General features: G+C 67.2%; 17 protein-coding genes and 1 tRNA gene. 8 read left to right on the top strand and 10 right to left on the bottom strand.

Annotation, left to right across the window (positions count from 1 at the left end):
* Positions 1–284 precede the first annotated feature (284 nt).
* Positions 285–1,628, top strand: a complete 1,344-nt coding sequence (locus tag AB7M35_RS00405; RefSeq protein WP_453956318.1) for a porin — start codon at positions 285–287, stop codon at positions 1,626–1,628.
* Between the two features lie 104 nt (positions 1,629–1,732).
* Here the strand turns inward: AB7M35_RS00405 and AB7M35_RS00410 are convergent, their stop codons facing one another.
* Together AB7M35_RS00410 and mprF are read right to left on the bottom strand one after the other, a co-directional pair.
* Complete coding sequence (locus AB7M35_RS00410; RefSeq protein WP_453956321.1) at positions 1,733–2,935, bottom strand: AcvB/VirJ family lysyl-phosphatidylglycerol hydrolase; 1,203 nt, start codon at positions 2,933–2,935, stop codon at positions 1,733–1,735.
* Positions 2,936–3,069: 134 nt separating this feature from the next.
* Positions 3,070–5,664, bottom strand: a complete 2,595-nt coding sequence (gene mprF, locus AB7M35_RS00415) for a bifunctional lysylphosphatidylglycerol flippase/synthetase MprF (protein WP_453956322.1) — start codon at positions 5,662–5,664, stop codon at positions 3,070–3,072.
* Positions 5,665–5,949: 285 nt separating this feature from the next.
* On the opposite strand from mprF, the gene AB7M35_RS00420 reads away from it, so the two are divergent.
* On the top strand, positions 5,950–6,993 hold the full coding sequence (locus tag AB7M35_RS00420) for a MerR family transcriptional regulator (RefSeq protein WP_453956324.1): 1,044 nt from the start codon (positions 5,950–5,952) through the stop codon (positions 6,991–6,993).
* Positions 6,994–7,044: 51 nt separating this feature from the next.
* Here AB7M35_RS00420 and AB7M35_RS00425 read toward each other — a convergent pair whose 3' ends face one another.
* Together AB7M35_RS00425 and AB7M35_RS00430 are read right to left on the bottom strand one after the other, a co-directional pair.
* Positions 7,045–8,703 carry a GGDEF domain-containing protein gene (locus tag AB7M35_RS00425; protein ID WP_453956325.1) on the bottom strand — a complete coding sequence of 553 codons (1,659 nt, stop codon included), beginning with the start codon at positions 8,701–8,703 and terminating at the stop codon, positions 7,045–7,047.
* Between the two features lie 508 nt (positions 8,704–9,211).
* A tRNA-Lys gene (locus AB7M35_RS00430) sits at positions 9,212–9,287 on the bottom strand.
* 241 nt (positions 9,288–9,528) lie between these two features.
* Between AB7M35_RS00430 and AB7M35_RS00435 the strand changes: the two genes are divergently transcribed.
* The gene (locus AB7M35_RS00435; RefSeq protein ID WP_453956327.1) at positions 9,529–10,605 is read left to right on the top strand and encodes an imelysin family protein; all 1,077 of its coding nucleotides are present in this window, start codon (positions 9,529–9,531) and stop codon (positions 10,603–10,605) included.
* A 69-nt stretch (positions 10,606–10,674) separates the two neighbouring features.
* Here AB7M35_RS00435 and AB7M35_RS00440 read toward each other — a convergent pair whose 3' ends face one another.
* The 4 genes from AB7M35_RS00440 to AB7M35_RS00455 are packed head-to-tail and all read right to left on the bottom strand — an operon-like array spanning position 10,675 to position 15,246.
* Positions 10,675–11,307, bottom strand: coding sequence for an ABC-type transport auxiliary lipoprotein family protein (locus AB7M35_RS00440; protein ID WP_453956328.1), 633 nt, complete (start codon positions 11,305–11,307; stop codon positions 10,675–10,677).
* 11 nt (positions 11,308–11,318) lie between these two features.
* Positions 11,319–13,247 carry an MlaD family protein gene (locus AB7M35_RS00445; protein WP_453956329.1) on the bottom strand — a complete coding sequence of 643 codons (1,929 nt, stop codon included), beginning with the start codon at positions 13,245–13,247 and terminating at the stop codon, positions 11,319–11,321.
* 5 nt (positions 13,248–13,252) lie between these two features.
* Entirely contained in the window at positions 13,253–14,095 is an 843-nt protein-coding gene (locus AB7M35_RS00450; protein ID WP_453956330.1) for an ABC transporter ATP-binding protein, read from the bottom strand.
* Between the two features lie 2 nt (positions 14,096–14,097).
* Positions 14,098–15,246: an MlaE family lipid ABC transporter permease subunit gene (locus AB7M35_RS00455; RefSeq protein WP_453956331.1), complete on the bottom strand. Its 1,149-nt coding sequence runs from the start codon at positions 15,244–15,246 to the stop codon at positions 14,098–14,100.
* Between the two features lie 148 nt (positions 15,247–15,394).
* Between AB7M35_RS00455 and dgcN the strand changes: the two genes are divergently transcribed.
* Entirely contained in the window at positions 15,395–16,408 is a 1,014-nt protein-coding gene (gene dgcN / locus AB7M35_RS00460) for an N-acetyltransferase DgcN (protein WP_453956333.1), read from the top strand.
* A complete protein-coding gene (dgcA, locus tag AB7M35_RS00465; protein ID WP_453956335.1) occupies positions 16,405–17,388 on the top strand; it encodes an N-acetyl-D-Glu racemase DgcA in 984 nt (327 codons plus the stop codon). Before dgcN ends, dgcA begins: the two co-directional genes overlap by 4 nt.
* A gap of 115 nt (positions 17,389–17,503) precedes the next feature.
* Here dgcA and AB7M35_RS00470 read toward each other — a convergent pair whose 3' ends face one another.
* Both AB7M35_RS00470 and AB7M35_RS00475 read right to left on the bottom strand, forming a co-directional pair.
* Positions 17,504–18,514, bottom strand: a complete 1,011-nt coding sequence (locus tag AB7M35_RS00470) for a threonine ammonia-lyase (RefSeq protein ID WP_453956337.1) — start codon at positions 18,512–18,514, stop codon at positions 17,504–17,506.
* Positions 18,499–19,329 (bottom strand): phosphodiesterase, encoded by an 831-nt coding sequence (locus AB7M35_RS00475; RefSeq protein WP_453956339.1) that lies wholly within the window; start codon positions 19,327–19,329, stop codon positions 18,499–18,501. The genes AB7M35_RS00470 and AB7M35_RS00475 overlap by 16 nt, the downstream gene beginning before the upstream one ends.
* A 183-nt stretch (positions 19,330–19,512) precedes the next feature.
* On the opposite strand from AB7M35_RS00475, the gene AB7M35_RS00480 reads away from it, so the two are divergent.
* The 3 genes from AB7M35_RS00480 (at position 19,513) to AB7M35_RS00490 (ending at position 22,398) form a co-directional block, all read left to right on the top strand.
* A complete protein-coding gene (locus AB7M35_RS00480) occupies positions 19,513–21,174 on the top strand; it encodes an ArnT family glycosyltransferase (RefSeq protein ID WP_453956341.1) in 1,662 nt (553 codons plus the stop codon).
* A 149-nt stretch (positions 21,175–21,323) separates the two neighbouring features.
* Positions 21,324–22,070, top strand: coding sequence for a glycosyltransferase family 2 protein (locus AB7M35_RS00485; protein ID WP_453956343.1), 747 nt, complete (start codon positions 21,324–21,326; stop codon positions 22,068–22,070).
* Positions 22,060–22,398 carry a lipid-A-disaccharide synthase N-terminal domain-containing protein gene (locus AB7M35_RS00490; RefSeq protein WP_453956345.1) on the top strand — a complete coding sequence of 113 codons (339 nt, stop codon included), beginning with the start codon at positions 22,060–22,062 and terminating at the stop codon, positions 22,396–22,398. The genes AB7M35_RS00485 and AB7M35_RS00490 overlap by 11 nt, the downstream gene beginning before the upstream one ends.
* Positions 22,399–22,512 lie beyond the last annotated feature (114 nt).

Here is a 22,512-nt window from a genome sequence, read left to right on the forward strand (position 1 = left end):
GCAGGGGCGGACATGGCGCGCGGTGGTGGTCGCAAATCTAGTCGCCGAAGGTCTCCGGCACCATCCCAAAGCGGCTGCCTGCAGTCCTGAGGCCATCGGCCCGCCGTTGCATCCTCAATTCTCCAAAGAATGCAGTTGTTTTCGGCACAAATCGCGACGCACGCCGATACGACACCGGTTTGCCGGAGTATCATTCCGGCCGGGGCGCGTCAGCCGCAAGCCGGAAACCGGCGGCGGCGAGACGACGATGGGAGGGGAATATGGCGACAGGCGATCGAGCGCCGATGTTTCGGCGCGAACGCAAGTTCCGAACTGGGCGGCGGGAGGAGCGCCCTCTGTTGTCGGCGGCATGGGGGGCGGCGGTCGCGGGTCTTTTTGCGATCGGGCCGTTCCAGGGGAGCGCGGTTGCAGCCGATCTCCTTCCGGAACCCCTGGCCGTGTCCTACGTCGGTGTCTGCTCGGCCGCGGGCGAGGGCTATTACATGGTCCCCGGCACCTCCACCTGCCTCCACATCCACGGCAGGGTGCGCGCCGAATACCAGGGCTATCTGAACAGCGGGGATCTCAGCGGTCCGGACCGCAACAGCTCTTCGACCAACTGGCTGTCTCGCGCCTACATCCACCTGGACTCCCGGAGCGACACCGAGCTCGGCCCGGTGACCACGGCCTTCAAGGCCTACTGGACCAACGACAACACCAACAAGGCCGCGACGTCGGTCGACTACGCGCAGATCGACTTCGCAGGCTTCACGTTCGGTCGCACCCAGTCCTTCTACGATGCGGCGAATTATCTGACGTGGGCCGACGTGTTCACTCCCGGGCAGTCGGACCTGAAGACGCAGGTTGCCGCCTACACGGCGTCGCTGCCCGGAGGGCTGTCGCTGACGGCCTCGGTCGAGGCGTCGAACGAGCGTCGGCTCGGCATCGCGCTCTATCCGTACACGGGCGTTCCGACGCCGGCCTTCGTGACGCCCGGCGACGTTGACTACGGGCCCGACGGCAACGGTTACGGCGGCACGAAATGGCCGGACGCGATCGCCCGCCTCAAGCTCGACCGGTCGTGGGGCAGCGCCCAGGTGATGGGCGCGGCCCATCAGGTCAACGCCGCCTACAATGACAGCACCGGCTCTGACGGCGTTACGCCGTCAGGCGGAGTGGGCTGGGCCGCGGGCGCCGGCCTCACCGCGAACCTGCCGCTCCAGATGAAGTTCGTCCTCACCGGCACCTATGCGGTGGGTGCGCCGGCGTACGCGCATTCGAGCTGGTACGCGTTGCCGAACGGCAATCCGCTTGCTTTCGATGCGGCCTACGACCCGGCCTCCGGCGATCTCGACCTGTCCACGTCCTATTCGGTTTCGGCCGGCTTGGGCGTCGATATCCGCAACGCCAATCTGGCGGTGCAGGGCGCCTGGTCACGGTTCGAGAACGAGACGCTCGGCGATGTCACGGCGGGTGCCGCGAGCGCCAACTTCACCCAGTACGACCTGCAGGCGGCTCTCACCTACACGATGGCGCGGAACCTCACGTTCGGCCTGGCGGGCGAATACCAGTATCTGGACCATGAGGACGCCGCCATCGACGTCGCCCAGAAGCTTGCGATGCTGTTCCGGGTGGAACGCTGGTTCTGATCGTTACCCGACAAGCGAGATCGCCGCTCGGCCAAGAGACGATCCCGCGGTCCGCTCGGTGACGTGGGACGCCCGGAGCCTTTTCGGTCCGATCGGACAGGGCTCTAGAGCCGCCGCTTGAGGCCTTCGAGGATGAGCGAGGCCAGCTTCGGATAGTCGCCGTCGAAATGGTGGCCGCCCTTGGTCTCGATCAGTTCGGCGCCGCTGCCGGCAAGGCGGCGGCAGGCGGTGTCGTCCTCGTCGGTTCCGTAGACGCACTGGATCTTGGCCGGATCGATCCTGGCGATCTCGGGCAGGGTGGGGCTGGCGCCGGCCGGGTGCGAGCCCAGCCACCCGGAGACCGAGATCTCGTCGCTTGCGGCGGAGCTGACGCCGAGCAGGGTGATCTGGCTGACCTTGTCGCGATGGGCGGCGTCGAGCGCGTTGTAGGCGGCAGGCAGGATATCGGCCCCGAACGAATAGCCGACCAGCAGCACATGCTGGACGCCCCAGGCTGAGGTGTAGCTGTCGATCAGTCGCGTGAGATCGGACGCGACCTGCCCCGGCGACTTCCGGGACCAGAAGTAGCGGAGCGAATCGACGCCGATCGTCGGAAGGCCTTCCTGCTGGAAGATCCCCGCGATGGTCTTGTCGAGATCGCGCCATCCACCATCGCCCGAATAGACCACGGCAAGGGCATCGACCTTGGCGGTGGCCGGCAACGGAGTGATCGGAAGGTCGAGCGCATCGGCGGGCGCCGGCCGTGCGACCAGGTCGTGCAGGCGGGCCGCGAAGGCGGCGTCGCTGTCATCCCGCCTGTCGACGGCGATCGGGAAACCGCTCGCGATGAGGGCGTCGATGTGGGCAGCCCCGTCCGCGTCCTGTCCGGGCGCCAGAATAACGTCGATCGGATCCGGGAGCTGGCCGGGCGTGAGGCCGTAGACCGACCGGCCGTTGACGTCGGTTCGCGGGGCCCTGGTGCAGAGCGGGGTCGCGATGCCGACGGCAAGGTCGGGATCCAGCGCGACCGTGTGACCGATGGTGTCGGCCGGCGACTGCGCCGCGATTGCCAGGGCAACGGCGCCGCCCGCACCGCGGCCGGCGACCACGGGCGTATGGTAGTCCGAAGCACCCGCCGAGCGCTGCAGCGTGTGGCTCATGGCTTCCAGGTCGGAGACCAGATAGGCGCACTGCTGGCTTGCGGCGTCGACCGCCGCGGAATATTGCGGCGTATCGACCCCGATGACGATCGCTCCGGCGTCCGCGAGGCTTTCCGCTATTTTCTCGTCGCTCGTCTGCCAGCCGTCTCCCCCCGAAAAGAGCGCCACGACCGCCTCCACCGCCTGCTTCGGCTGGAATATCCGCGCACTGGCGAGCGGGGCGGGTTGGGCAGGCGAGGGCTGGCTGGTCTGGAAGGGGAGGGTTGACAGGAGAAGGACGACGGCAAGGGCCCGAAGGCGGTTCATTTCGACACCACGCCACGTACGCCGCCGCCGATCAGGACCGTCACGTCCGCGAGCGCCAGCAGCGGATTGATGCCCCCCGCGACGACCATATAGCGCGGCTGCCATTGCGGCCCGAATTTGTCCTTGAAGCCGCGCAGTCCCTTGAAATGATAAAATCGTTCGCCGTGGTCGTAGACCGCCCGTCCGACGCGGTTCCAGATCGACGTCGCCGTGCTTTCCGGGAAACCGGACAAGGGCGCCATCCCGAGGCCGAACCAGGTGACGCCCGCGGCCTTGTAATGCAGCATCAGCTCCAGGAAGAGGTAGTCCATGGTGCCGTTCGGAGCATCGGGGCGGACGCGCATGAGGTCGATTGAGACCTGGTGGCCCACCTCCGTCGCAAGGATCGTCGCGAAACCGATGACGCGGTCGGCGTCGCGAATGAGGGCGACCGGCTGGGTAGCGACGTAATCGGTGCTGGCGGCACCAAGCGAGAATCCCTTCTCGCGCACCTTGTGGTGGGAGAGCCAGGCGTTCGACACGTCCCGCACGTCGTCGATCACGCCGGCGACGTTCTCGGGCGGAACGATCGAAATGTTCAGTCCGAGCCGCTCGCCCTTCCGAAGCGCCGTGCGGAGGGGGGCGCGCTTGGAGCCCTCCAGCGTGAACGTCGGCAGGTTCACACGTGCGAATTCGCCCAGCCGGAAGGCAGTGAGCCCGGCGTCGGCATAGAGCGCCAGGCTGTCCGGTCCGACTTCGTAGAACACCGCCCGGCCACCGTGCTGGCGCGCGAGCTCGACGAACGTCCACACCAGTCCCGGCCATGCCTCCTTCGGCCCGACCGGGTCGAACAGGGCGATCCAGGACCGCCCCTGGCGGGCAAACATGATGAAGGCGGTTCCGTCGTCGGAGAACAGCAGGCTCTTGTCGCCCATCCGGACGAGGTTGGCGTCGGGATTCGGCTGCTTTTCGAGGATCGCGACCGCCCGCGCGATCTCTTCCGCGTTCGGTCGGGTCGATGGTCCGGTCCAGGGTCGCGTCAGCGTCCACACCGAGAACAGCGTTGTCGCCAGCGCGATGCCGAGCGCCGCCCTGAGGCTGCGCGGCGCGGATGCGGAGAACTCGAACCGCCACCAGAGATCCGACGAGTAGGGAATCTCACGGTAGGCAAAAAGCATCACCGCGACGCATCCGATGAGGATCGTCGCGACGGCCAGCGACCAGCGCCAGCTCAGGCTGTCGTGGAGCAGCGACGACCGGCGGCCGAACTCCGAGCGGGAGAGGACGAGGGTCACGAGGAGCAGGCAGAGGACCAGGGTTTCGGTCCACGCGAGGGCCTTCAGGGGAGCGAAGGCGAGCGCCAGCGCCGCGGCAACGGTTGCCACCCACCAGGCCCCGTCGAGCCTGAACAGGAGCCCGCGGGACGAGACGATCAGCACCATGCCGAGCAGGCTCGACAGGAAGTGGGCACTTTCGACCAGAAAAAGCGGAATGTAGTTGGCGAGCACGTGGAGGTAGCTGGGCGCAGCCGGCGTGAGGCCGGAGAGGACCAGCATGCCGCCGGTCAGGAAGGTGAGAGCTGCGACGACGGTGGGCGCAAGGCGTCCGACTGAGGCGACCAGCGACGACGCGGCAATGCCGGTGGCGGCGCGCCGCATTTCCAGCGTCACGATCAGGATCGCGGCGAGCCCGAGCGGCAGCGCGTAATAGACGATCCGGAACAGCACCAGCGCGGCCAGGACGCGGTCGACGGGCACCTTGCCGATCAGCGCCGTGACGACGATCGTCTCGAAGACCCCGAGCCCGGCCGGGATGTGGCTCAGGACCGCGAAGCCGATCGCCACGCTGTAAACCGCGATGAACGGCACGAACCCTACCGAGTGCGGCGGCAGGAGCACCCACAGGACCGCGCCCGAGAGGACGATTTCGACGAACGCGATGACGAGCTGACGGACCAGCAGGCCGGCCGAGGGAAGCGGCAGCGACCAGCCCCACAGGCGCATGCTGCGTTCGTGCCTGAGTGCCAGCACCACCGGAACGCAGACCAGCACGAGCACGATCGCGCCGAGGATGCGCAGGGGCGTCGGGGGAATGTGGATTTCGTGCGTGACGACGCCGGCGGCGAAGATGGCGCCGAGCGCGCCGGTCATCGCGACCCCGAGCCCGAACCCGGCGGTGATGAACCCGATCACCTTGGCGATCTGCTCGGGGCCGAGGCCGAGCGGCGTGTAGAAGCGGTAGCGCACGGCACCGCCGGACAACGGGCCGAAACCGGCGGTGTTCCCGACAGCGTAGGCGCAGAACGACGTCAGCAGCACCTGGCCATAGGGCAGGCGGTGGCCGGCGAACTGCAGCCCCGACACGTCGTAGAAGCTGAGCGCCAGGAAGCTCGCGGCCGTGAAGAGCAGCGCCAGCGCCAGATCATGCCAGGTGACGCGCGAGACCGCCTTGAGAACGTCTCCATAGCTCACGTCGCTCGCGAGACCGTGGATCGCGAAGGCGATGAGCACGAGCACCAGGATGAGCAGGAGCGACCCGGCGACCTGGCGGACGCGCGCATTCTGAGCGGCGCACAGGAACCGTGATTTCACTGTCGAGACGATGGTGGTCACACGGCCACCTGGGCTCGGGTCATGGATCGGTTCACGGGTGGAGCGCTCGGTCGCTTGGGTGATCTCGACAGCCGGTCATCGCATCGTTCGGCGGCATGTGACACGGGCGAAGATGCCCCAGGGGTCAATTGGTGAGGCATGAATACGCTGTCGAGGCGCGCAACGGAAGAACGGTTGCCCAGGGAGTAGGCAGCGCGTCGATATGCTGCCCGTTCGCTGACCTGCTTGACCCGGCCCCTGGGGCCGGGCGGATAAGAGGTGCGGACCGATAGCACGAGGTGATTCATGCGCCCGCTCGCCGAATTCCTGACCGCTGCCGATGCCGCGAAGCGGCTCGGCGTTTCCGCAAAGGCGCTCCGCCTCTACGAGGAGCGCGGGTTGCTCAGTCCGCCGCGCACCCGGGCCGGATGGCGTGTCTACGGACCGGAGGAGATGGAGCGCGCGGCGGAGGTTGCGGAACTGCGGACCCTCGGCTTCGGCCTTTCGGACATCGCGCGCCTCCTCGGCGGGGAAAAGGAGCGGATGGAGCGCGCGCTGATTGCTCATGAAGCGGCCCTCGCGGGTCGCGTCGGCCAATTGGAGGGCGTCATCGAGCGGGTGCGGACGATGCGCCAGCGGGTCGCGCGCGACGACACGGCGAGCGCGTCTGAACGGGGCCGGCTCCCGCCCGCGGTGGCGGGCCTCACGCTGTCCCTCCCTTGGCCGTGGAATGGCGAACGGTTCGATCTGGCCGGTACCCGGGCGCTCACCTATCTCGTCGGGCCGCTAGGATCGGGCAAGACGCGGCTGGCGAAATGCATTGCCGCAGCAATTCCGGGCGCGGCATTCCTGGGGATGGACCGTGCCGGAGAAGGCGAGCCCGTACTCCCTGCCGCAGCGGGCGCCGACACCTCGCGCAGGTCCCGCGTTGAGTACGCGCTGGCACGGATGCGTGACGAGGGGGCCAGCGAAAGCCCCGGTCTTTCCGGACTGATGTGGCTTCTGGAGGATCCGCAGCCGACGGCGTTCGTCGTCGACATGATCGAGCAGGGCCTCGACAGGGCAACCCAGCAGGCGCTGATCAGCCATCTCCGTGCCACGGCAGATGCGGCTAGGCCGATCGTTCTGATGACGCGGTCGAGCGCGATCCTGGATGTGTCGGCTCTCGGAAAGGAGGAAGCCGTCATCTTCTGTCCGGCGAACCATGCTCCGCCGGCTTTCGTAAAACCCTTTCCCGGTGCGCCCGGCTTCGAGATGCTCGTCGGTTGCCTGGCCACGCCGGACGTGCGGGCGCGGACAGAGGGGGTGATCGCCTCCCGGCCCGCAGCGGGCACCGCCGGTCACGGTTAGTGGAGATCCTTGTGAGATATGGCGGGCAGACTGCGCTTCGGGCACGTCGTATCAGACTGATGATCCCTCTGGGGCGCCCGCCAGGGCGGCTTCGGCAGCGACGACCACGCGGTTCTTGCCAGAGGTCTTCGCCTGGTACATCGCGTGGTCAGCCGCGCGCAGAAGGGCGTCGCCCGTCGTCCCGTCTTCAGGGTAGGTGGCGATTCCGGCGCTGAGGCTCACGCGGCGCCCATCCCAGGAAAGCGCACCGACGCCGGTGCTGATTCGGTGGAGGACCGAACGCGCCGTCTCGGGGCCCGAGGAGTCCGGAAACATGATGACGAACTCATCGCCGCCAATGCGCGCCGTGAGAGGGGCTCCGCTGCCCCGCTCGCCTGCTCGGAATCGCCCGACCACGTCGTAGCTGCGCACGTTCGCCTCGATGACGTCGGCGATATCAGCGAGCGCCTGGTCACCCACGGCGTGGCCGAGCTCGTCGTTGACGGCCTTGAAGCCGTCGACGTCGAGGAAGGCGAGGGTGACGCGCCGCCGCTTGCGCTGTGACAACTCGATTTCCTGCGCGAGCCGCGCCTCGAGTGCGCGGCGGTTCGCCAGGCCGGTGAGCGAATCCTCTGTGGCGAGCCGTTCGAGCGTGCGGCGGTAGTTGCGACTCTCTGCGATCGCGATCGCGCCGGCAGCGGATCCCGCGACGCACAGCACGAGAATGAGGCCCATGTAGATGTGGGCGGCGCCCGCCGGCTCGTCGATTTCGTCATCGAGGCTGTCGGCGGGCACGAACGTGCCGACGAACCAGACATGGCCGTCGGCGGAAGCGGGACCCGAGCGGGGCGAGAACGGCGTGTCCGCGCCGACGTCCGGACTGGCCGCGGCGTCGTCGAGGGGAGCGATGACCTGAAAGGTGAACAGGCCCTCGGGAGTCAGCGCCCGTCCCGACGTCTCGGTCTGCGCCGCCGCCCATGTCGCCGGATACCCGGCGGGCATGGGCTCCTCGTTGCCGTCCGGCAGCGTGAATCCGCCCTTCCGAAGGGGGGCGGGCGGCACGAGCCAGTTTCCGCTGGAATCCAGCATGACCGGGTCACCGGTCGATAGCTCCGCCGCCTCCTTGATCGAGGAAAGCATCGGGTCCGCCCGATAGTTCAGGACAATCGACGCCACCGATCCGTCAGGGGAGGTGCGTGCCGGCGTTGCTACGTGCAGCGTTGGCGGGTCCGAGGCGTCGCCGCCCGCGCTTTGCGTACCGAGGTCCAGCGGAGAGATGTAAACCTCGTCGTAGTCCAGGTTCTGGATCGGCGCGAAATAGGGATGGCCAGACTTGTCCTGGAGCTCGGCGGCCTCGACGATGATCGACGTGCCGCCGGACCTGTTGATGCGGACGGCTTCCTTGCCGGAGGGCGCGATAATCCGCAGATCGTCGTAGGCCTCTCTCGACCGCGAAAAGTTGCGATACCGCTCGGCAATCTCGGTGGCCGCGTTGCGTGGGTCGCCGTCTCCGGCGTTGAGGACCGACTCGTACTCGTTGCGGAGAAACAGGACGTCGGAGCGGATGAGCTTCAGATGATCCCGTACCGCCAAGAACTGCGCGCTGGCGATTCGCTTCTCACCGGCCTCCAGCTCGGCCATGCGGTGCGCTTTTTCCCGGTCGTGGATCACGGAGATGCCCAGGCCGAGAAGCGACAGGGAGCCGGCAAGCAGCACCGCGAACCAGGCCACGGCAGATCGGCGAAGCTTTGCATTCGAGCCGAGACGACCGCCGCCCGTCCGGCCCGAGCGGTATCGTATGTCCTGCAGAGGCTTGGGTAATGCACTCATTCGCCTGGCCAATTCCGAAACCGACGACTCAGTGTGTGCAGTGCGACCGCTCGATCCCGCGCCTGAGCCTCCACACGATCCCGGTTGCCTCACGTCGCATCCCACCAGCGGGAAAGTCGTCAAGATCTGGATGACTAAGACCGTCGAGGCTGGTCCAGAGCTTGCCGCACGACGGGAAGCGACGAGATGGCCAAAAGGCCGCAGGCGGGAATCAGAAACCGGCTCGGCAGCGAAACGGGTCGGCGACCGGAAACGGAGGCGGGCGATCGGGGGAGCAAGGGTACGCCTCGATCGCCGTTGAGGCGAGAGGCGTACCGTCTGCGAGGGACGATCGACGGGCCGGAGCCCCTCGATCCAATGGCGCGGATAGAGCACGCAGGTGCCCTCAAGCCATTGATTTCCCGGAATTTGGTGGGCGCACACGGACTCGAACCGTGGACCCGCTGATTAAGAGTCAGCTGCTCTACCAACTGAGCTATGCGCCCGGGAAGGCATTCGTATAGGGTGCCGAGCCGGATGGCGCAAGAGGCAGCAGCGCATGTTCGTTTTTCCACAAGGACAAGCGCTCGGCGCCTCGTTTCCGGGGCCCACCCGGCGCTCGGAAACCACATCTTCTCCAAGCGAGCGAAAATCGTCTAGAAATGGGTCGATTTCTAGCGGGCGAGAGTTGGGTGGACTGTGACGCGTTCGAGAACCTGGATGGCACCTGGACGAGTGGCACGGGCGATGGCCGTCGTCCTTGTGACGGGAATGGCTGCCGCACGGCCTGCCGATGCCGCTGAACCCAAGTTCAATCGGCCGATCGAGGCGGTTCTGTCGGGCGTGGTCGAGGGATACATCCGGCCGGGCTACGGCGCCCTTGCGGACGCTGCCAACGCCCTGCAGACGGCCACCGTGCGCTACTGCGCCAATCCGTCGGACACGACGCGTGGGGCTGTGGACGAGAGCTTCCAGCGCACCGTCCAGGCCCTCGGCGCCGTCGCCTTCCTGGATTTCGGACCGGCCGATGTGAACCGACGGCTCGAGCGGCTGAAGACGCCGGTTCCGATCGATGCCTCGACCGAATCGAAGGCTGATCCGACACCGATCACCGGCCAGGACGGATCCCAGTCCGGTCCGGAAGACGTGGGCGCGCTTGCTCAGGAATCGCCGCAGATCCAGGGGTTGCCGGCATTCGAACGCCTGCTCGTCGCCGCGCCCGCCGAACCCGGAAGCGATCGATTCGTCGAATCATGCCGGTTCGCAGGGCTCGTCGCCGCGAACGTGAAGGCCATTTCGACCGCGCTTGATTCGGAGTGGGCGAAGGATGGCGGCTACGGCGACTGGCTCGCCACGCCGGCCGCCGACAATCCGGCCTACCGGCGGGCCGATGCTGCCCTCGCAGAGATCCTCGATACGTTCGTTCGCGGCGCGGGCACGGCGGAGGATCGCCTCGCCACGGCGCTGGTCAAGACCACCGACCAGGCGGCCGTCGTGTCGGGGCCCTTCGATCGCCAGCCGATGGTGCTTCTCTATCTTCAGGCGGAGATCAGAGGCCTTTCGCAATTCTTCCAGGCAACGGATCTCGCCAACGCGATCGACCCGCCCGCCAAGGAGGCCGCCGAAAGCGTCTCCACGTCGATCGCGGCGGCCGGCACGGCCATCGCCTCGATAAAGGCCGAGGACGGCGACAATCTTTCCGACAAGGATCTGGAGGCGATCGGGCAGGCAAAATCGGAACTGGAAGCCGCGCGGCTTGCCGCCAAGGACCTCTTGGAGCGCCTCAAGATCGCACCCGATCCGGCCGACGGGGCGCCGCAGTAACGCTTTCTGTCTTGGCCGCAGCCTGTGTGGAAGAGGCAGCGGCCGCCGTATCGGCGACCGGGGGCGGCGTCAGCCGATGGTGTCGAGCGTCCAGCGTACGATCTGGTCGACCACCGCCTTGTTGGCGGTATCCAAACCGTTGACTGCCGTCCCGACCGAATCGCCCGAGATCGGCTGCTCGCCGCGGAAGATCCGGCTCGACAGTACGCGGCCGGTCCGGTCGTCGAGGATTTTCACCGACACTTCCACAAGCGCGGTGTCACTGCCTGCCGTCTCTGCCTGGAAGGCGCGGATCTCGGTGACGATCTGATAGTTGATCAGCAAGCTCTGGCCCGGCAGACCGACGGCCTTCACGCGTCCCGTGTTCTCGAACGCATTCGAGAGGATGGCCTGGAAGACGTTCGGCAGCCGGTCGGCCCACTGAACGTCGGGATAGTAGGAGAGGGTGGAGGGGCCAGGGCGCACGGCGATCAGATTGGTGTTCAGCGCGTCCAGCGCCATCGGCGTGGCGATCAGGATCTGTGCGCTGGAGCTGCCACGCAGGTTGGCGATCTCGTCCGGCGCCGACAGCGTGTAGATCGCCTTGACCGTATTGCCGCCGCCGAACGTAGCGCAGGCCGCAAGGCCGGCGGCCAGGAACGGCGCGAGCAGGGCGCGTCGGATGGCGCGCGAACTCGGACGGGCGGACGGAAACTCAGCCATCGTGCTCAATCCTAGCGTCTCTGCGGCTGGTAGCGGGGACCGTTCGGCCCGCCGAAAATGACGCGGCTCGGGTCGCGGTCGATGTTGGAGAAGGCGCGCTCGATTTCCAGAAGCGTCTGGCGGGCTTGGGTCATGACGCCGCGGAAATCATCCACTCCGGTGGTCGAGAACCGCTCGAGCCCGGAAGAGATCGTGCCGGCGCGGCCCTCGAACGCCTGGGCGACGACCTTGATCGCGCGGGCCGCTTCGGTGGCTTCCTTGATCAGGCCCTGGCCATCGCCTTCGACCATGTTGCCGACGTTGTCGACGATCGAGTTCACCCGCGTCGACGCCGCGTTCAGCTTGTCGGTGATCTCGCGTGCGTTGCTCGCAACCTGATCGATCGTATCCTTCTGGGCATCAAGCCTGTCTGCGAAGGCCCGCGCACTCGCGGAGGTCTCCTTGGCATTGGCGATGATGGCCGTGATGTCCTCGGTGCGTCCTGCGATCGCCTGCGTCACCTCGCGGACGTTGGCGACGATCGTGCGGACCTCCGCGGGATCGATGGCTGCCAGCAGGCCGTCCAGCCGGTCGACGCTCGGCTGCAGGCTGGCGACGAACGTGTCGGCGCGTTCGGTGATGCTTCGGGTTGAAGCGATGATCGCCTGGATGTCGCCGTTCTGGTCGGCGAACGACTGGGTCACCGCGCGGACATTGTCGGCGCTGGCCGTGGCGTCCGTGATGAAGCGGTCGATATCCTGGCTGCGTCCGCCCAGCACCGTCGACAGCGAGCGAAGCTGGCTGACGATGGTTTCCACGGACTCTGGGTTCACGGCGGCAATCACACGGCCAACCTGATCGGCGGCGGGCTGGAGACTGCCGACGATGGCATTGGCCCGCTCGGTGGCGCTGCGCGTGGAGGCGATGATCGCCTCGATATCGCCGTTCTGCCCTTTGATCGACTGGGAGATCGAGCTGATGTTCTCGGCGCTCGTCTTCGCGGCGGCGATGAAGCTGTCGATGTCGTCGCGCCGCTGGCCGACGGCCGTCGCAACGTTGTTCACCTGCTCCAGGATCGACCGGATGGTCGCCGGATCGACCGCCGTAATGAGCGCGTTCACGTCTTCGAGCGAGGTGTTCAGTCCCGCGGCGAACTGCTGCAGGTCGGTGGCGGCCGAGGTGACGCTTTGGACCACCTGCGTCAGCTGACCGCTGAATTCGCCGAGACGGTCGGTGAAGTCGACGACGTTGGACGTGATGCGCCGGACGTCTTCCGGCTTCACTTCGGCGACCAGGCTGTCGGCGCGCTCGACGAGCGATTCCACGTGCGGGGCGACCTTCGCGATGGCCGCGCCAGCGTCACTGATGTCCGTCAGGAGCCGGTCGATGTTGTCGGAGTTCTCGGCAAGCGCGTTGGAGAACGTCTCGACGTTCGACACGGTGCGCGAGATCTTGTCCTTGTTCTCCTCGATCAGCGCGTTGATCTGGCCGATCGTGGAATCGGTCTTCACCAGGATGTCGCGGGCGCCCTGGAGCAGATCCTGGATGGCCGACCGCTGAGCGGTGATCTCAGGCACGGTGTCACCGACGAAGATCGAGGGGGAGTTCGAATCGCCGCCCGACAGCGACACGTAGGAGACGCCGGTCAGGCCCTGGACACCGAGTTCGGCCTTGGTGTCCTTCTTGATCGGGGCGTTCCGGTCGACCTGGGCGCGCGCCAGCACCGTCGGGGAATCCGCGCTGACGAACCCCAGCTGGCTGACTTCACCGATGCGGATGCCGTTGAACACCACGGGGCTGCCGACGGCGAGGCCGGTCACCGGATCGTGGAAGAGGATTTCGATCGCCGTGCGCTGGGTGGTGTTCCCGGCCGAATAGAGCCAGTAGACGAAACCGAGCGCGCCGGTGAGCACCAGCAATACGAACAGTCCGACAGCGACGTAATTGGCCCGTGTTTCCATTCAGCTCAACCTGCGAGCTTCCGTCCACGGACGCCGTGGAAATAGGAGCGGACCCAGGGATGATCAGACTTCAGCATGTCGTCGATCGTTCCCGTTAACAAGACGCGCTTCTCCCCGAGCACCGCAATGCGGTCGCACACCGTGTAGAGGCTGTCGAGATCATGAGTGACCATGTAGACCGTAAGTCCCAGTGTGTCGCGTAAATTCCCGATGAGGGCGTCGAAATCACCGGCGCCGATGGGGTCCAGTCCCGACGTCGGTTCGTCGAGGAATACCAGTTGCGGATCGAGCGCGAGGGCCCGGGCGAGGCTGGCACGCTTGATCATGCCTCCGGAAAGTTCGGAGGGAAACTTTTCCGCCGATTCGCGTGGAAGGCCAACAAGCTCCAGCTTGAGGAGGGCCAGCTCGTCCATCAGGCGCTGGCTGAGGTCCAGGTGTTCGCGCATCGGTACCTGGATGTTCTGCTTCACCGTCAGGGACGAGAACAGGGCGCCCATCTGGAACAGGACGCCCCAGCGCTGCTCGACTTCTGACAGGTCGGTCGCCGACAGCTTGTCGAGGTCCTTGCCGAACACCTCGATCGTTCCGGCCCGCTTGGGCATCAGCCGCAGGATGGTGCGCATCAGCACCGACTTGCCGGTCCCCGAACCGCCGACGAATCCGAGGATTTCGCCGCGATAGACGTCCAGATCCAGATCCTTGAGAATCAGGGAGTCGCCGAATCCGACCGTTACTCCCCGGGCCTTCAGGATGATGTCGCGGCCGTTTCCGCCTTCGGCCGGATCTGGGCTTTGCGGGGGCGCCTGGGGCTCCTCGGACTGGTCCGGCGCCGGGGTCTGTCCAACCATGCCTAGATCCCCAATGCCGAGTAGAAGATCGCGAACAGGCCATCGACCACGATGACCATGAAGATGGCCTTCACCACCGAATTGGTCGTCTGCTGGCCCAGCGATTCCGCGCTGCCGCCGACCTTCAGGCCTTCGACACAGGCGATCAGGCCGACGATCAACGCCATGAACGGTGCCTTGGCGAGCCCCACCATGAGCTCTTCCATGCTGACGGCCTCGTGCAGGCGCTGCAGGAAGGTCTCCGGCGGGATCGCCATGTAGACCCAGGAGACGAGCGCGGCACCGGCCAGTGCGGCGATATCGGCCACGAAGGTGAGCAGGGGAAGGGCGAGCATCAGCGCGATCAGCCGCGGGATGATCAGGATCTCGACGGGTTCGAGGCCGAGCACCTTCAGCGCATCGATCTCCTCGCGCATCTTCATGGAGCCGATTTCGGCCGTGTAGGCGCTGCCCGACCGGCCCGCGACCATGATGGCGGTCAGCAGCACGCCCATTTCGCGCAGCACCAGCACGCCGACCAGATCGACGACGAAGGTCTCCGCGCCGAACTGCCGCAGATAGAAGCCGCCCTGCTGGGCAATGATCAGACCGATCAGGAACGACATCAGCGCCACGATCGGAACGGCACCGCGGCAGGCGCGGTCAAAGTTCGCGAGGATGGACGTGCCGCGCAGGCGCGACGGATTGAACAGCGCCGCGGCCAGCCCGATCCCGAACGCCCCGAGGATGCTGACGACGGCGACGGAATCCTTGAAGATTGTTTCGGCCTGGCGGCCGATCGCTTCCAGCGTGTTGAGGATCGAGTAGCGGGCGCGGCGCGGCTGCCACTGGCGCGGCACGTGGTTCTCGATTTCGGTGAACAGCGGCGCGAAGCGCTCGTCGACGTTCACGAGTTCGACCCGGGCGCCGCGGAATTCCAGTCCGGCCCGCATCCGGTGGATCAGCCAGGCGCCGGCGGTGTCCAGCTCGGTGACACCGTCGAGGTCGATCGATACGGACTGGGCGCCCTCAAGCTCGACGCCCTCGATCAGATCCTCCGCATGGCGGGCGTGATACAGCGTCCACGGACCGGCGACGAAGATGTCCGGCATGTCCGCGTTGCCGCTCTCGACACGAAGCCGTGCTGTCTCCGGGACGGACTGAACGTTCATCATTCGCCTTTGTTGGTCAGCCGACCGTCGGACGGAAACGCAGCGTGCTCCGACCTCTGGCAAACCCTCTGCGAAGTGTTAGTGTTTCGCACGCGTTGCGTCGAGAGGCGCAAGGACACAGTGTCTCCTCCCAAACCTGGTTCGCTTCATGGAACTCGAAAACCCGTACCTTCTGTTTCTGGGGGATGTCCCCGACGCGCTGGCCGCCAAGACCGGCCTGGGCATCGTCGACTGGCGACGCGAATGGTGCGTCGGCCAGTGGCGGCTTCCCGGCTGCCAGGCCGATGCCGGGCTGCCGGAAATGGACGCCGCCGCCGCCGCGCGCGCAGGTGCCAAGACGATGGTCGTCGGTGCCGTCAATGCCGGTGGCGTTCTGCCCGAGCACTGGGTGTCGTCGATCGTCGCGGCGCTCGAAGCGGGGCTCGATGTTGCCACCGGGCTTCACCAGAAGCTGGCCGACGTGCCGGAAATTCGCGAGACCGCGGAGCGCTTGGGGCGCCGGCTGGTCGACGTGCGCCACTCGACCGAGCGCTTTGCCACCGGCAAAGGGACCAAGCGGCCGGGCCGCCGCCTGCTGACCGTCGGAACCGATTGCTCGGTGGGCAAGAAGTATACGTCGCTAGCGCTCGAGCGTGGCATGCGGGAGGCCGGCTTCGACGCCGATTTCCGCGCGACCGGTCAGACGGGCGTCTTCATCTCCGGCCGGGGGGCCGCGATCGATGCGGTCGTCGCCGACTTCATCTCCGGCGCCGCCGAGTGGATCTCGCCGGCCAACGATCCGGCACACTGGGATCTCATCGAAGGGCAGGGCTCGCTGTTCCACCCGTCGTTCGCGGGGGTGTCTCTCGGGCTGCTGCACGGGGCGCAGCCCGATGCGTTCGTCGTCTGCCACGAGCCGACACGCACCAAGATGCGGGGCGTGCAGCATCCGCTGCCGTCGATCCGGGACGTCATCGATCTCACCGTGCGCTGCGGCAGCCTGACCAATCCGGCAATCCGCTGCGTTGGCATCGCCATCAACACGGCGGCGCTGAGCGAGGCCGAAGCGCGCTCGGTTCTCGATGCGACCGCCGCCGAGTACAATCTTCCCGCGACCGACCCGGTCCGCTTCGGCGTCGACGACATCGTCGAAGAGATCAAGGCGAGATTCCCGACCTCATGACCCGATCCCTGACAGTCAAGGTCGAGACCTTCCCGATCGCCGGCGAATTCCGGATCTCGCGGGAAAGTCGGACCGAAGCGACGGTGGTCGTTGCCGAGATTACCGATGGCGAGCACCGCGGGCGGGGGGAGGCTGTTCCCTATTCCCGCTACGCCGAAAGCGTGGCGGGCGTCGTCGCCGACATCGAGGTGATGGCTGAACGCATCGCGGCCGGTCTCGACCGGGAAACACTGCGCAAGACCATGCCCGCCGGCGCCGCGCGCAACGCCATCGACTGTGCGCTGTTCGATGTCGAGGCGAAGGTGACCGGCATCCGTGCGTTCGAGGCGGCCGGCCTGTCATCGCTGCAGCCGTTAACGACTGCCTACACGCTGAGCCTCGGCGATCCGGACTCCATGCGCGCCGCGGCGGAAGCCGCTGCCGATCGTCCGCTGCTCAAGGTCAAGCTCGGTGGTCCCGGAGACGTCGCCCGCATCAAGGCGGTGCGCGCCGGTGCGCCGAACGCGCGCCTGATCGTCGACGCCAACGAGGCGTGGAGCCGGGACACCTACTTCGATGCGATGACCGCGTGTGCCGATGCGGGCGTCGAATTGGTGGAACAGCCGCTGCCGGCGGATCGGGACGGCCTGCTGGCGACGGTGCGCCGTCCGGTGCCGGTGTGCGCGGACGAGAGCGTCCACGTGACCTCGGAGCTCGAAGGGCTGACGGCGCGCTATGACGCCGTGAACATCAAGCTCGACAAGGCCGGCGGCCTGACCGAAGCGCTCGCGATGGTCCAGGAGGCGGAGCGGCTCGGGCTGACCGTCATGGTCGGCTGCATGCTGGCTACGTCGCTGGCGATGGCCCCGGCGGTGCTCTGCGCCCAGAAGGCGGCCTTCGTCGATCTCGACGGGCCGCTGCTTCTCGCGCGCGACCGGGAACCGGGCCTGCGCTTCGAGGGGTCGCTTCTCCATCCGCCCGAGCCGGAGCTCTGGGGCTGACGAATGGGGCACGCGGCCTCGGTGGCTTTTTGCGAGGAAGTCATCTCAACCAATTGACCTGGCTGGCCTTTCGGTCGCCGATCAGTGATCGGAGAGGCTGGCGGTTCACGCGGTGTCAGCCAACGCCGAGGGCGCGGGCAAGCATCGCCGGGTCGATGTTTCCGCCGGAGGCGACCACGACCGCGGTCCGCCCCTGCAGGTCGACCTTGCGGGTCAGCACGGCGGCAAGCGCGGCCGCGCCTCCGGGCTCCACGATCAGCTTCAGCTCGTTCGCCGCAACGGCGACCGCCGCCAGCATGTCGTCGTCGCTCACCGCCGTGCCGTAGGCGTAGCGCCCATGGTTCATCGCGAACGACCGCTTGCCGGGCGTCTGCGTCAGGATGGCGTCGGCGAGCGAACCGGACATCCGCTCGTTGGCGACATGCCTGCCGGCGGCGAGCGATCGCGCATAGTCGTCGAACCCTTCTGGCTCGGCCGTGACCAGGGTCACCCCCGGCATGGCATGGCTGATCGCAAGACCGGTGCCGGCGGCCAGTCCTCCACCTCCCGCCGGTACAATCACCACGTCCGGGCGGATGCCGGCGGCGGCGCAGTCTTCGGCGATTTCCAGCCCGATCGTTCCCTGTCCGGCGATCACGCCGGCATCGTCGTAAGGGTGGACCAGCGTGGCACCCAGTTCGTCGGCCAGCGCCCGGGTCACGGCGTCGCGGTCCTGGGTGGCGCGGTCGTAGTCGACCACGGTGGCGCCGGAGCGCTGGGTGCGGCCGCGCTTGATGGCCGGCGCGTCCGACGGCATCACGATGGTCGCGGGCATGCCGAGCAGGCGCGCCGCCTCCGCCACCCCCTGCGCGTGATTGCCGGACGAGCAGGCGACGACGCCGGCGGAACGGGCCTCCAGCGGGATCATCGACAGGCGATTGTAGGCGCCCCGGAACTTGAACGAACCGGTGCGTTGCAGCGGTTCGGCCTTCACCAGCACTCGCCCGCCGGCCATTTCGTCGAGGATGTGGGCGTGCAGGATGGGCGTGCGCACCGCGAAGCCGAGGATGCGCGCAGCTGCCGCGTGCACGTCCTCGATGGTCGGAATGTCGTTTTCCGCGGGGATCTCCGTCAGTAGCCCGTCCATGCGACACCTCGAGCCGGAGTGAAGGGGTAGGGACCCGGATAGGATTCCACGTAAGCCATGTGGGAGACCAGACCGGACCCGACCCAGGTGTGAATCCCGTAAGCGGGGGGCTCGAGCACGATCTGCGCGCGCGCCTCCGGGTCGAGGTTCATCTCCACCTGGTGGGAAACGCCCGGCATGATCATCACCGACGTTCCCGCGAAGGCCGAGACGATCAGGCGGTGCACATGGCCGGTCAGTATCCGCTCGACGTGGCTGTAGCGGCCGACGACCTCGGCCAGCGCTGCGCCGTCGCGCAGATCGTAGGTGTCCATGTGGGCGAGGCCGGTGCGGAAGGGCGGGTGGTGCATCGCGATGACGGTCGGTCGATCGGCAGCCTCTGCGAGGCGCGCATCGAGCCATGCCAGCTGCGCAGTGCCGAGTTCCCCATGTGGCTCGCCCGGAACCGAGGTGTCGAGAACCACCAGGCGCACCTTTCCGATGTCGGCCGTGTAGGAGAAATGGTCGGCCGGCGCATCGCGCACGCCCGGCCAGTCGGCGAAGGCGGCGCGCATTTCGTCCGCGCTGTCGTGGTTGCCGGGCATGACGTAGACCGGGACGGGGAGGGCGCGCAGGAGCTCTTTTGCCACCTCGTACTCGCGCGGATCGCCGGTATCCGCGACATCGCCGGTCACGATGACCGCATCGGCGGCGGGCAGCAGGGCGCGCACCGCCTTCACGGCACGGGCGGTCAGCATGTTCGACTCGGCGATGCGCAGCGCGGGGGCTCCGCGTGGGCGAAGATGCAAATCCGTCAGTTGCACGAACGTGGTCAAGGCTGCCCCCTTCAGTCGCGTTGACGTTCTCGATGCTGCACGGCTATCACGCGGGGACGGATCGGGCGAGATCCCGGTGTGCGCCAGAAACGCGGCGCCCGACGCCTGCTCCCTCACGAAGGAACCACCGTCATTTCCGCGTCAGCCCCTTCGCCCCGACCGACGAGCCGGACCCATGCGCAGTTGACGGGCGGCTTCGCCGGCTTCGTCGGCGCCCATTTCAGGCTGTGCACGGCGCTGCTCGTGCTGCTTGCCGCGCTCACCTACATTCCCGGCCTCGCCGGCGTGCCGCCCATCGATCGCGACGAACCGCGCTACGTCCAGGCGTCGAAGCAGATGGTCGAGCGGGGCGACTATGTCGATATCCGCCTCCAGGACGAGCCGCGCTACAAGAAGCCGATCGGGATCTACTGGCTGCAGGCGGCGGCGGTCGAGGTGTCGGGATACGGCGCCGACGCTCCGCTCTGGGCCTACAGGCTGCCCTCGCTGCTGGGCGCGGTCCTGACCGTGCTTGGCACGGTGATCGCGGCGCGCGCCTTCATGGGCCCGCTTCCCGCGCTGGCGGCCGGGCTGATCACGCTCGCGATCGTGGTGCTCAATGTCGAGGCGCATCTGGCCAAGACCGATGCGATGCTGACCGCGACGGTGGTCTTCGCGCAGGCCGCGCTGGCGCGCATCTGGCTCGCGGAGCGCAAGTCGCCCTTCCTGGGCTGGCCATTGGCATTCTGGATCGCCATCGCCGCCAGCATTCTCATCAAGGGGCCGATCGGGCTGATGGTGTGCGGGCTGACGGTCGCCTGGCTGACCGTCGCCAATGCCCACAAGTGGCGCTGGCTTGGCCGGTTGCACATCCTGCCCGGACTGCTCCTGGCCATCGCCCTCGTGCTTCCGTGGTTCATCGCCATCAACATGGCGACGCACGGCGCGTTCTTTCAGGAAGCCGTGGTGAAGGACTTCCTTGGCAAGGCGGGCAGCGGGCAGGAGGGACACTGGGCGCCGCCGCTCACCCATCTCCTGATGTCGGTGGGGGTGGCATGGCCGGCCATGGCCCTCGCCGTCGTCGGCGCCGGCGCCATGTGGGCGCAGCGCCGCACGCAGGTGATGCGCTTCCTGATGGCTTGGGTGATTCCGTCGTGGATCGTCTTCGAGATGGTGGCGACGAAGCTGCCCCATTACACACTGCCGCTTCTGCCGGCGCTCGCCATCGGCGCGAGTTTCGCGCTCCTCGGAAACGATCGGCCGCTGCCGGTGCGCTGGCTGAGGTGGCTCGGTGCGCTTGAACTGGCGGGGCTGCCCATCGTGCTCGTGCCGGCGGTTGTCGTGCTCCCGCTGCTGCTCGGCGACAGGATCTCGTTCGTTGCGATCGTCCTCACGCTCCTGGGGGCTGCGGCGGCCGTCTACGCCGCCAAGCTGCTCATCGAGGATCGCGATCGGCTGCGGGCGGTCTGTCTCGCGGTCGGTGCCTCGATCCTTCTGAACGTCGCCGCCTGGGGCCTCGTGCTGCCCCGGCTGGATTCGCTCTGGCTCAGCCCCCGGATCGCGGCCGCCGCGCAGGCCGACGCCGGTTGCCCGGATCCGGTGCTCGTTTCGGTGGGCTTTCGGGAGATGAGCCTGGTCTTCCTGGCCGGCACCGACACGGTGATCGCCTCGCCGCAGCAGGCAGCCGACGTCCTGGCCGCGACGCCCTGCGCGGTGCTCGCCGTCGACGCCCACGAAAAGGCCGAAACGCTGGCCGCGATCGAGGCAAAGGGCGTCGTGCTGGAGGAGACGGGCACCGAGACGGGCCGCAATATCGGCAACGGCGATATCCTCGAGATGACGCTGTTTCGTCGCGCGCAGCCTTGATTGAGCCTCGGAAGGCGGATAGCAGGCTCTCCCATACGCACGGGATCCGGAATTGACCGGCGCTCCCCATCGATCGTCATCCGCAAATCCGACCGAGCCCGACCCGAACCTTGTCCGCATCAACCCGACCTTCGACCGACCCGACGCCGTTGACCGGCGACCGCCCCGACGTGTCCGTCGTCATCCCCGCCAAGGATGAGGCCGGCAACCTGCCGGGGCTCGTCACGGAGATCGGGACGGCGCTTTCCGGCAGGCCGTTCGAGGTGCTGGTGGTGGACGACGGCTCTACGGATGAGACCGATCGCGTTCTGGCCGACATGACGGCCTCGTCGGCGCCCTGGCTCCGGCACATCCGGCACGCGGAATCCTGCGGCCAGAGCGCCAGCATCCGTACCGGCGTGCGATATGCCCGCGGCGACGTGATCGTGACCATCGACGGAGACGGTCAGAACGACCCGCGCTTCATCCCCGAAATGCTGGCGGCCATGGAGGCGGGTGGCGACGGGGTGGCGATGGTCGCGGGCGAACGCCAGGGGCGCAAGGCCTCGTGGGGCAAGCGTTACGGGTCCCGCGCGGCGAACGGCCTGCGCCGCACCCTGCTGAACGACGGCACCCGCGATACCGGCTGCGGCCTCAAGGCGATCCGGCGCGAGGTGTTCCTGGAGCTTCCCTATTTCGATGGGTGGCACCGCTATCTGCCGGCGCTGGTGAAGCGGGAAGGCGGCGGCGTGCGCTACGTCGACGTCGTCGACCGCGAGCGCCAGTTCGGCGCCTCGCACTACGGCCTGTGGGACCGTGCGGCCGTGGGCATCCTCGATCTTTTCGGCGTTTGGTGGCTCATGCGGCGGCGGCGTCGCATCCAGAGCCCGAAGGAGATGCGTTCCGATGGGCAGTGAAGGAACTCTGGCGGCGATCGCGGACTGGTTTCACCACGTCTTCGTCTCTCAGGCGGACCTCTGGCTCATTCTGGGTTTTGCCGCCCAGGCGATGTTCACCATGCGCTTTCTGGTGCAGTGGATCGCCAGCGAGAAGGCCCGCCGTTCGGTCGTGCCGGTCGCCTTCTGGTTCTTCTCGCTGGGGGGCGGCGGGATGCTGCTCGCCTACGCCATCCACCAGAAGGACCCGGTCTTCATCGCGGGTCAGGCGGCGGGGCTGGTGATCTACATCCGTAATCTCTGGCTCATCCTGCGCGAGCATCGCGCTGCGCTGGTGAAGACGGACTAGCCAACGCCGCTTCGGCGCGCCAGCGTCTCGAGCCGAGATAAAGAAACCCGGGATCGGCTCGATGGCCGATCCCGGGTTCTTTTTCTTGTCAGGGGCTTGATGCCAAGTCTTTGC

Source organism: Amorphus suaedae (genome assembly GCF_053629675.1).

Coding starts and splice junctions, on each gene's coding strand:
- AB7M35_RS00405 (WP_453956318.1), top strand. CDS start 285: ATGTTTCGGCGCGAACGCAAGTTCCGAACTGGGCGGCGGGAGGAGCGC.
- AB7M35_RS00420 (WP_453956324.1), top strand. CDS start 5,950: ATGCGCCCGCTCGCCGAATTCCTGACCGCTGCCGATGCCGCGAAGCGG.
- AB7M35_RS00435 (WP_453956327.1), top strand. CDS start 9,529: ATGGCCGTCGTCCTTGTGACGGGAATGGCTGCCGCACGGCCTGCCGAT.
- AB7M35_RS00440 (WP_453956328.1), bottom strand. CDS start 11,307: ATGGCTGAGTTTCCGTCCGCCCGTCCGAGTTCGCGCGCCATCCGACGC.
- AB7M35_RS00445 (WP_453956329.1), bottom strand. CDS start 13,247: ATGGAAACACGGGCCAATTACGTCGCTGTCGGACTGTTCGTATTGCTG.
- AB7M35_RS00450 (WP_453956330.1), bottom strand. CDS start 14,095: ATGGTTGGACAGACCCCGGCGCCGGACCAGTCCGAGGAGCCCCAGGCG.
- AB7M35_RS00455 (WP_453956331.1), bottom strand. CDS start 15,246: ATGAACGTTCAGTCCGTCCCGGAGACAGCACGGCTTCGTGTCGAGAGC.
- dgcN (WP_453956333.1), top strand. CDS start 15,395: ATGGAACTCGAAAACCCGTACCTTCTGTTTCTGGGGGATGTCCCCGAC.
- dgcA (WP_453956335.1), top strand. CDS start 16,405: ATGACCCGATCCCTGACAGTCAAGGTCGAGACCTTCCCGATCGCCGGC.
- AB7M35_RS00470 (WP_453956337.1), bottom strand. CDS start 18,514: ATGGACGGGCTACTGACGGAGATCCCCGCGGAAAACGACATTCCGACC.
- AB7M35_RS00490 (WP_453956345.1), top strand. CDS start 22,060: ATGGGCAGTGAAGGAACTCTGGCGGCGATCGCGGACTGGTTTCACCAC.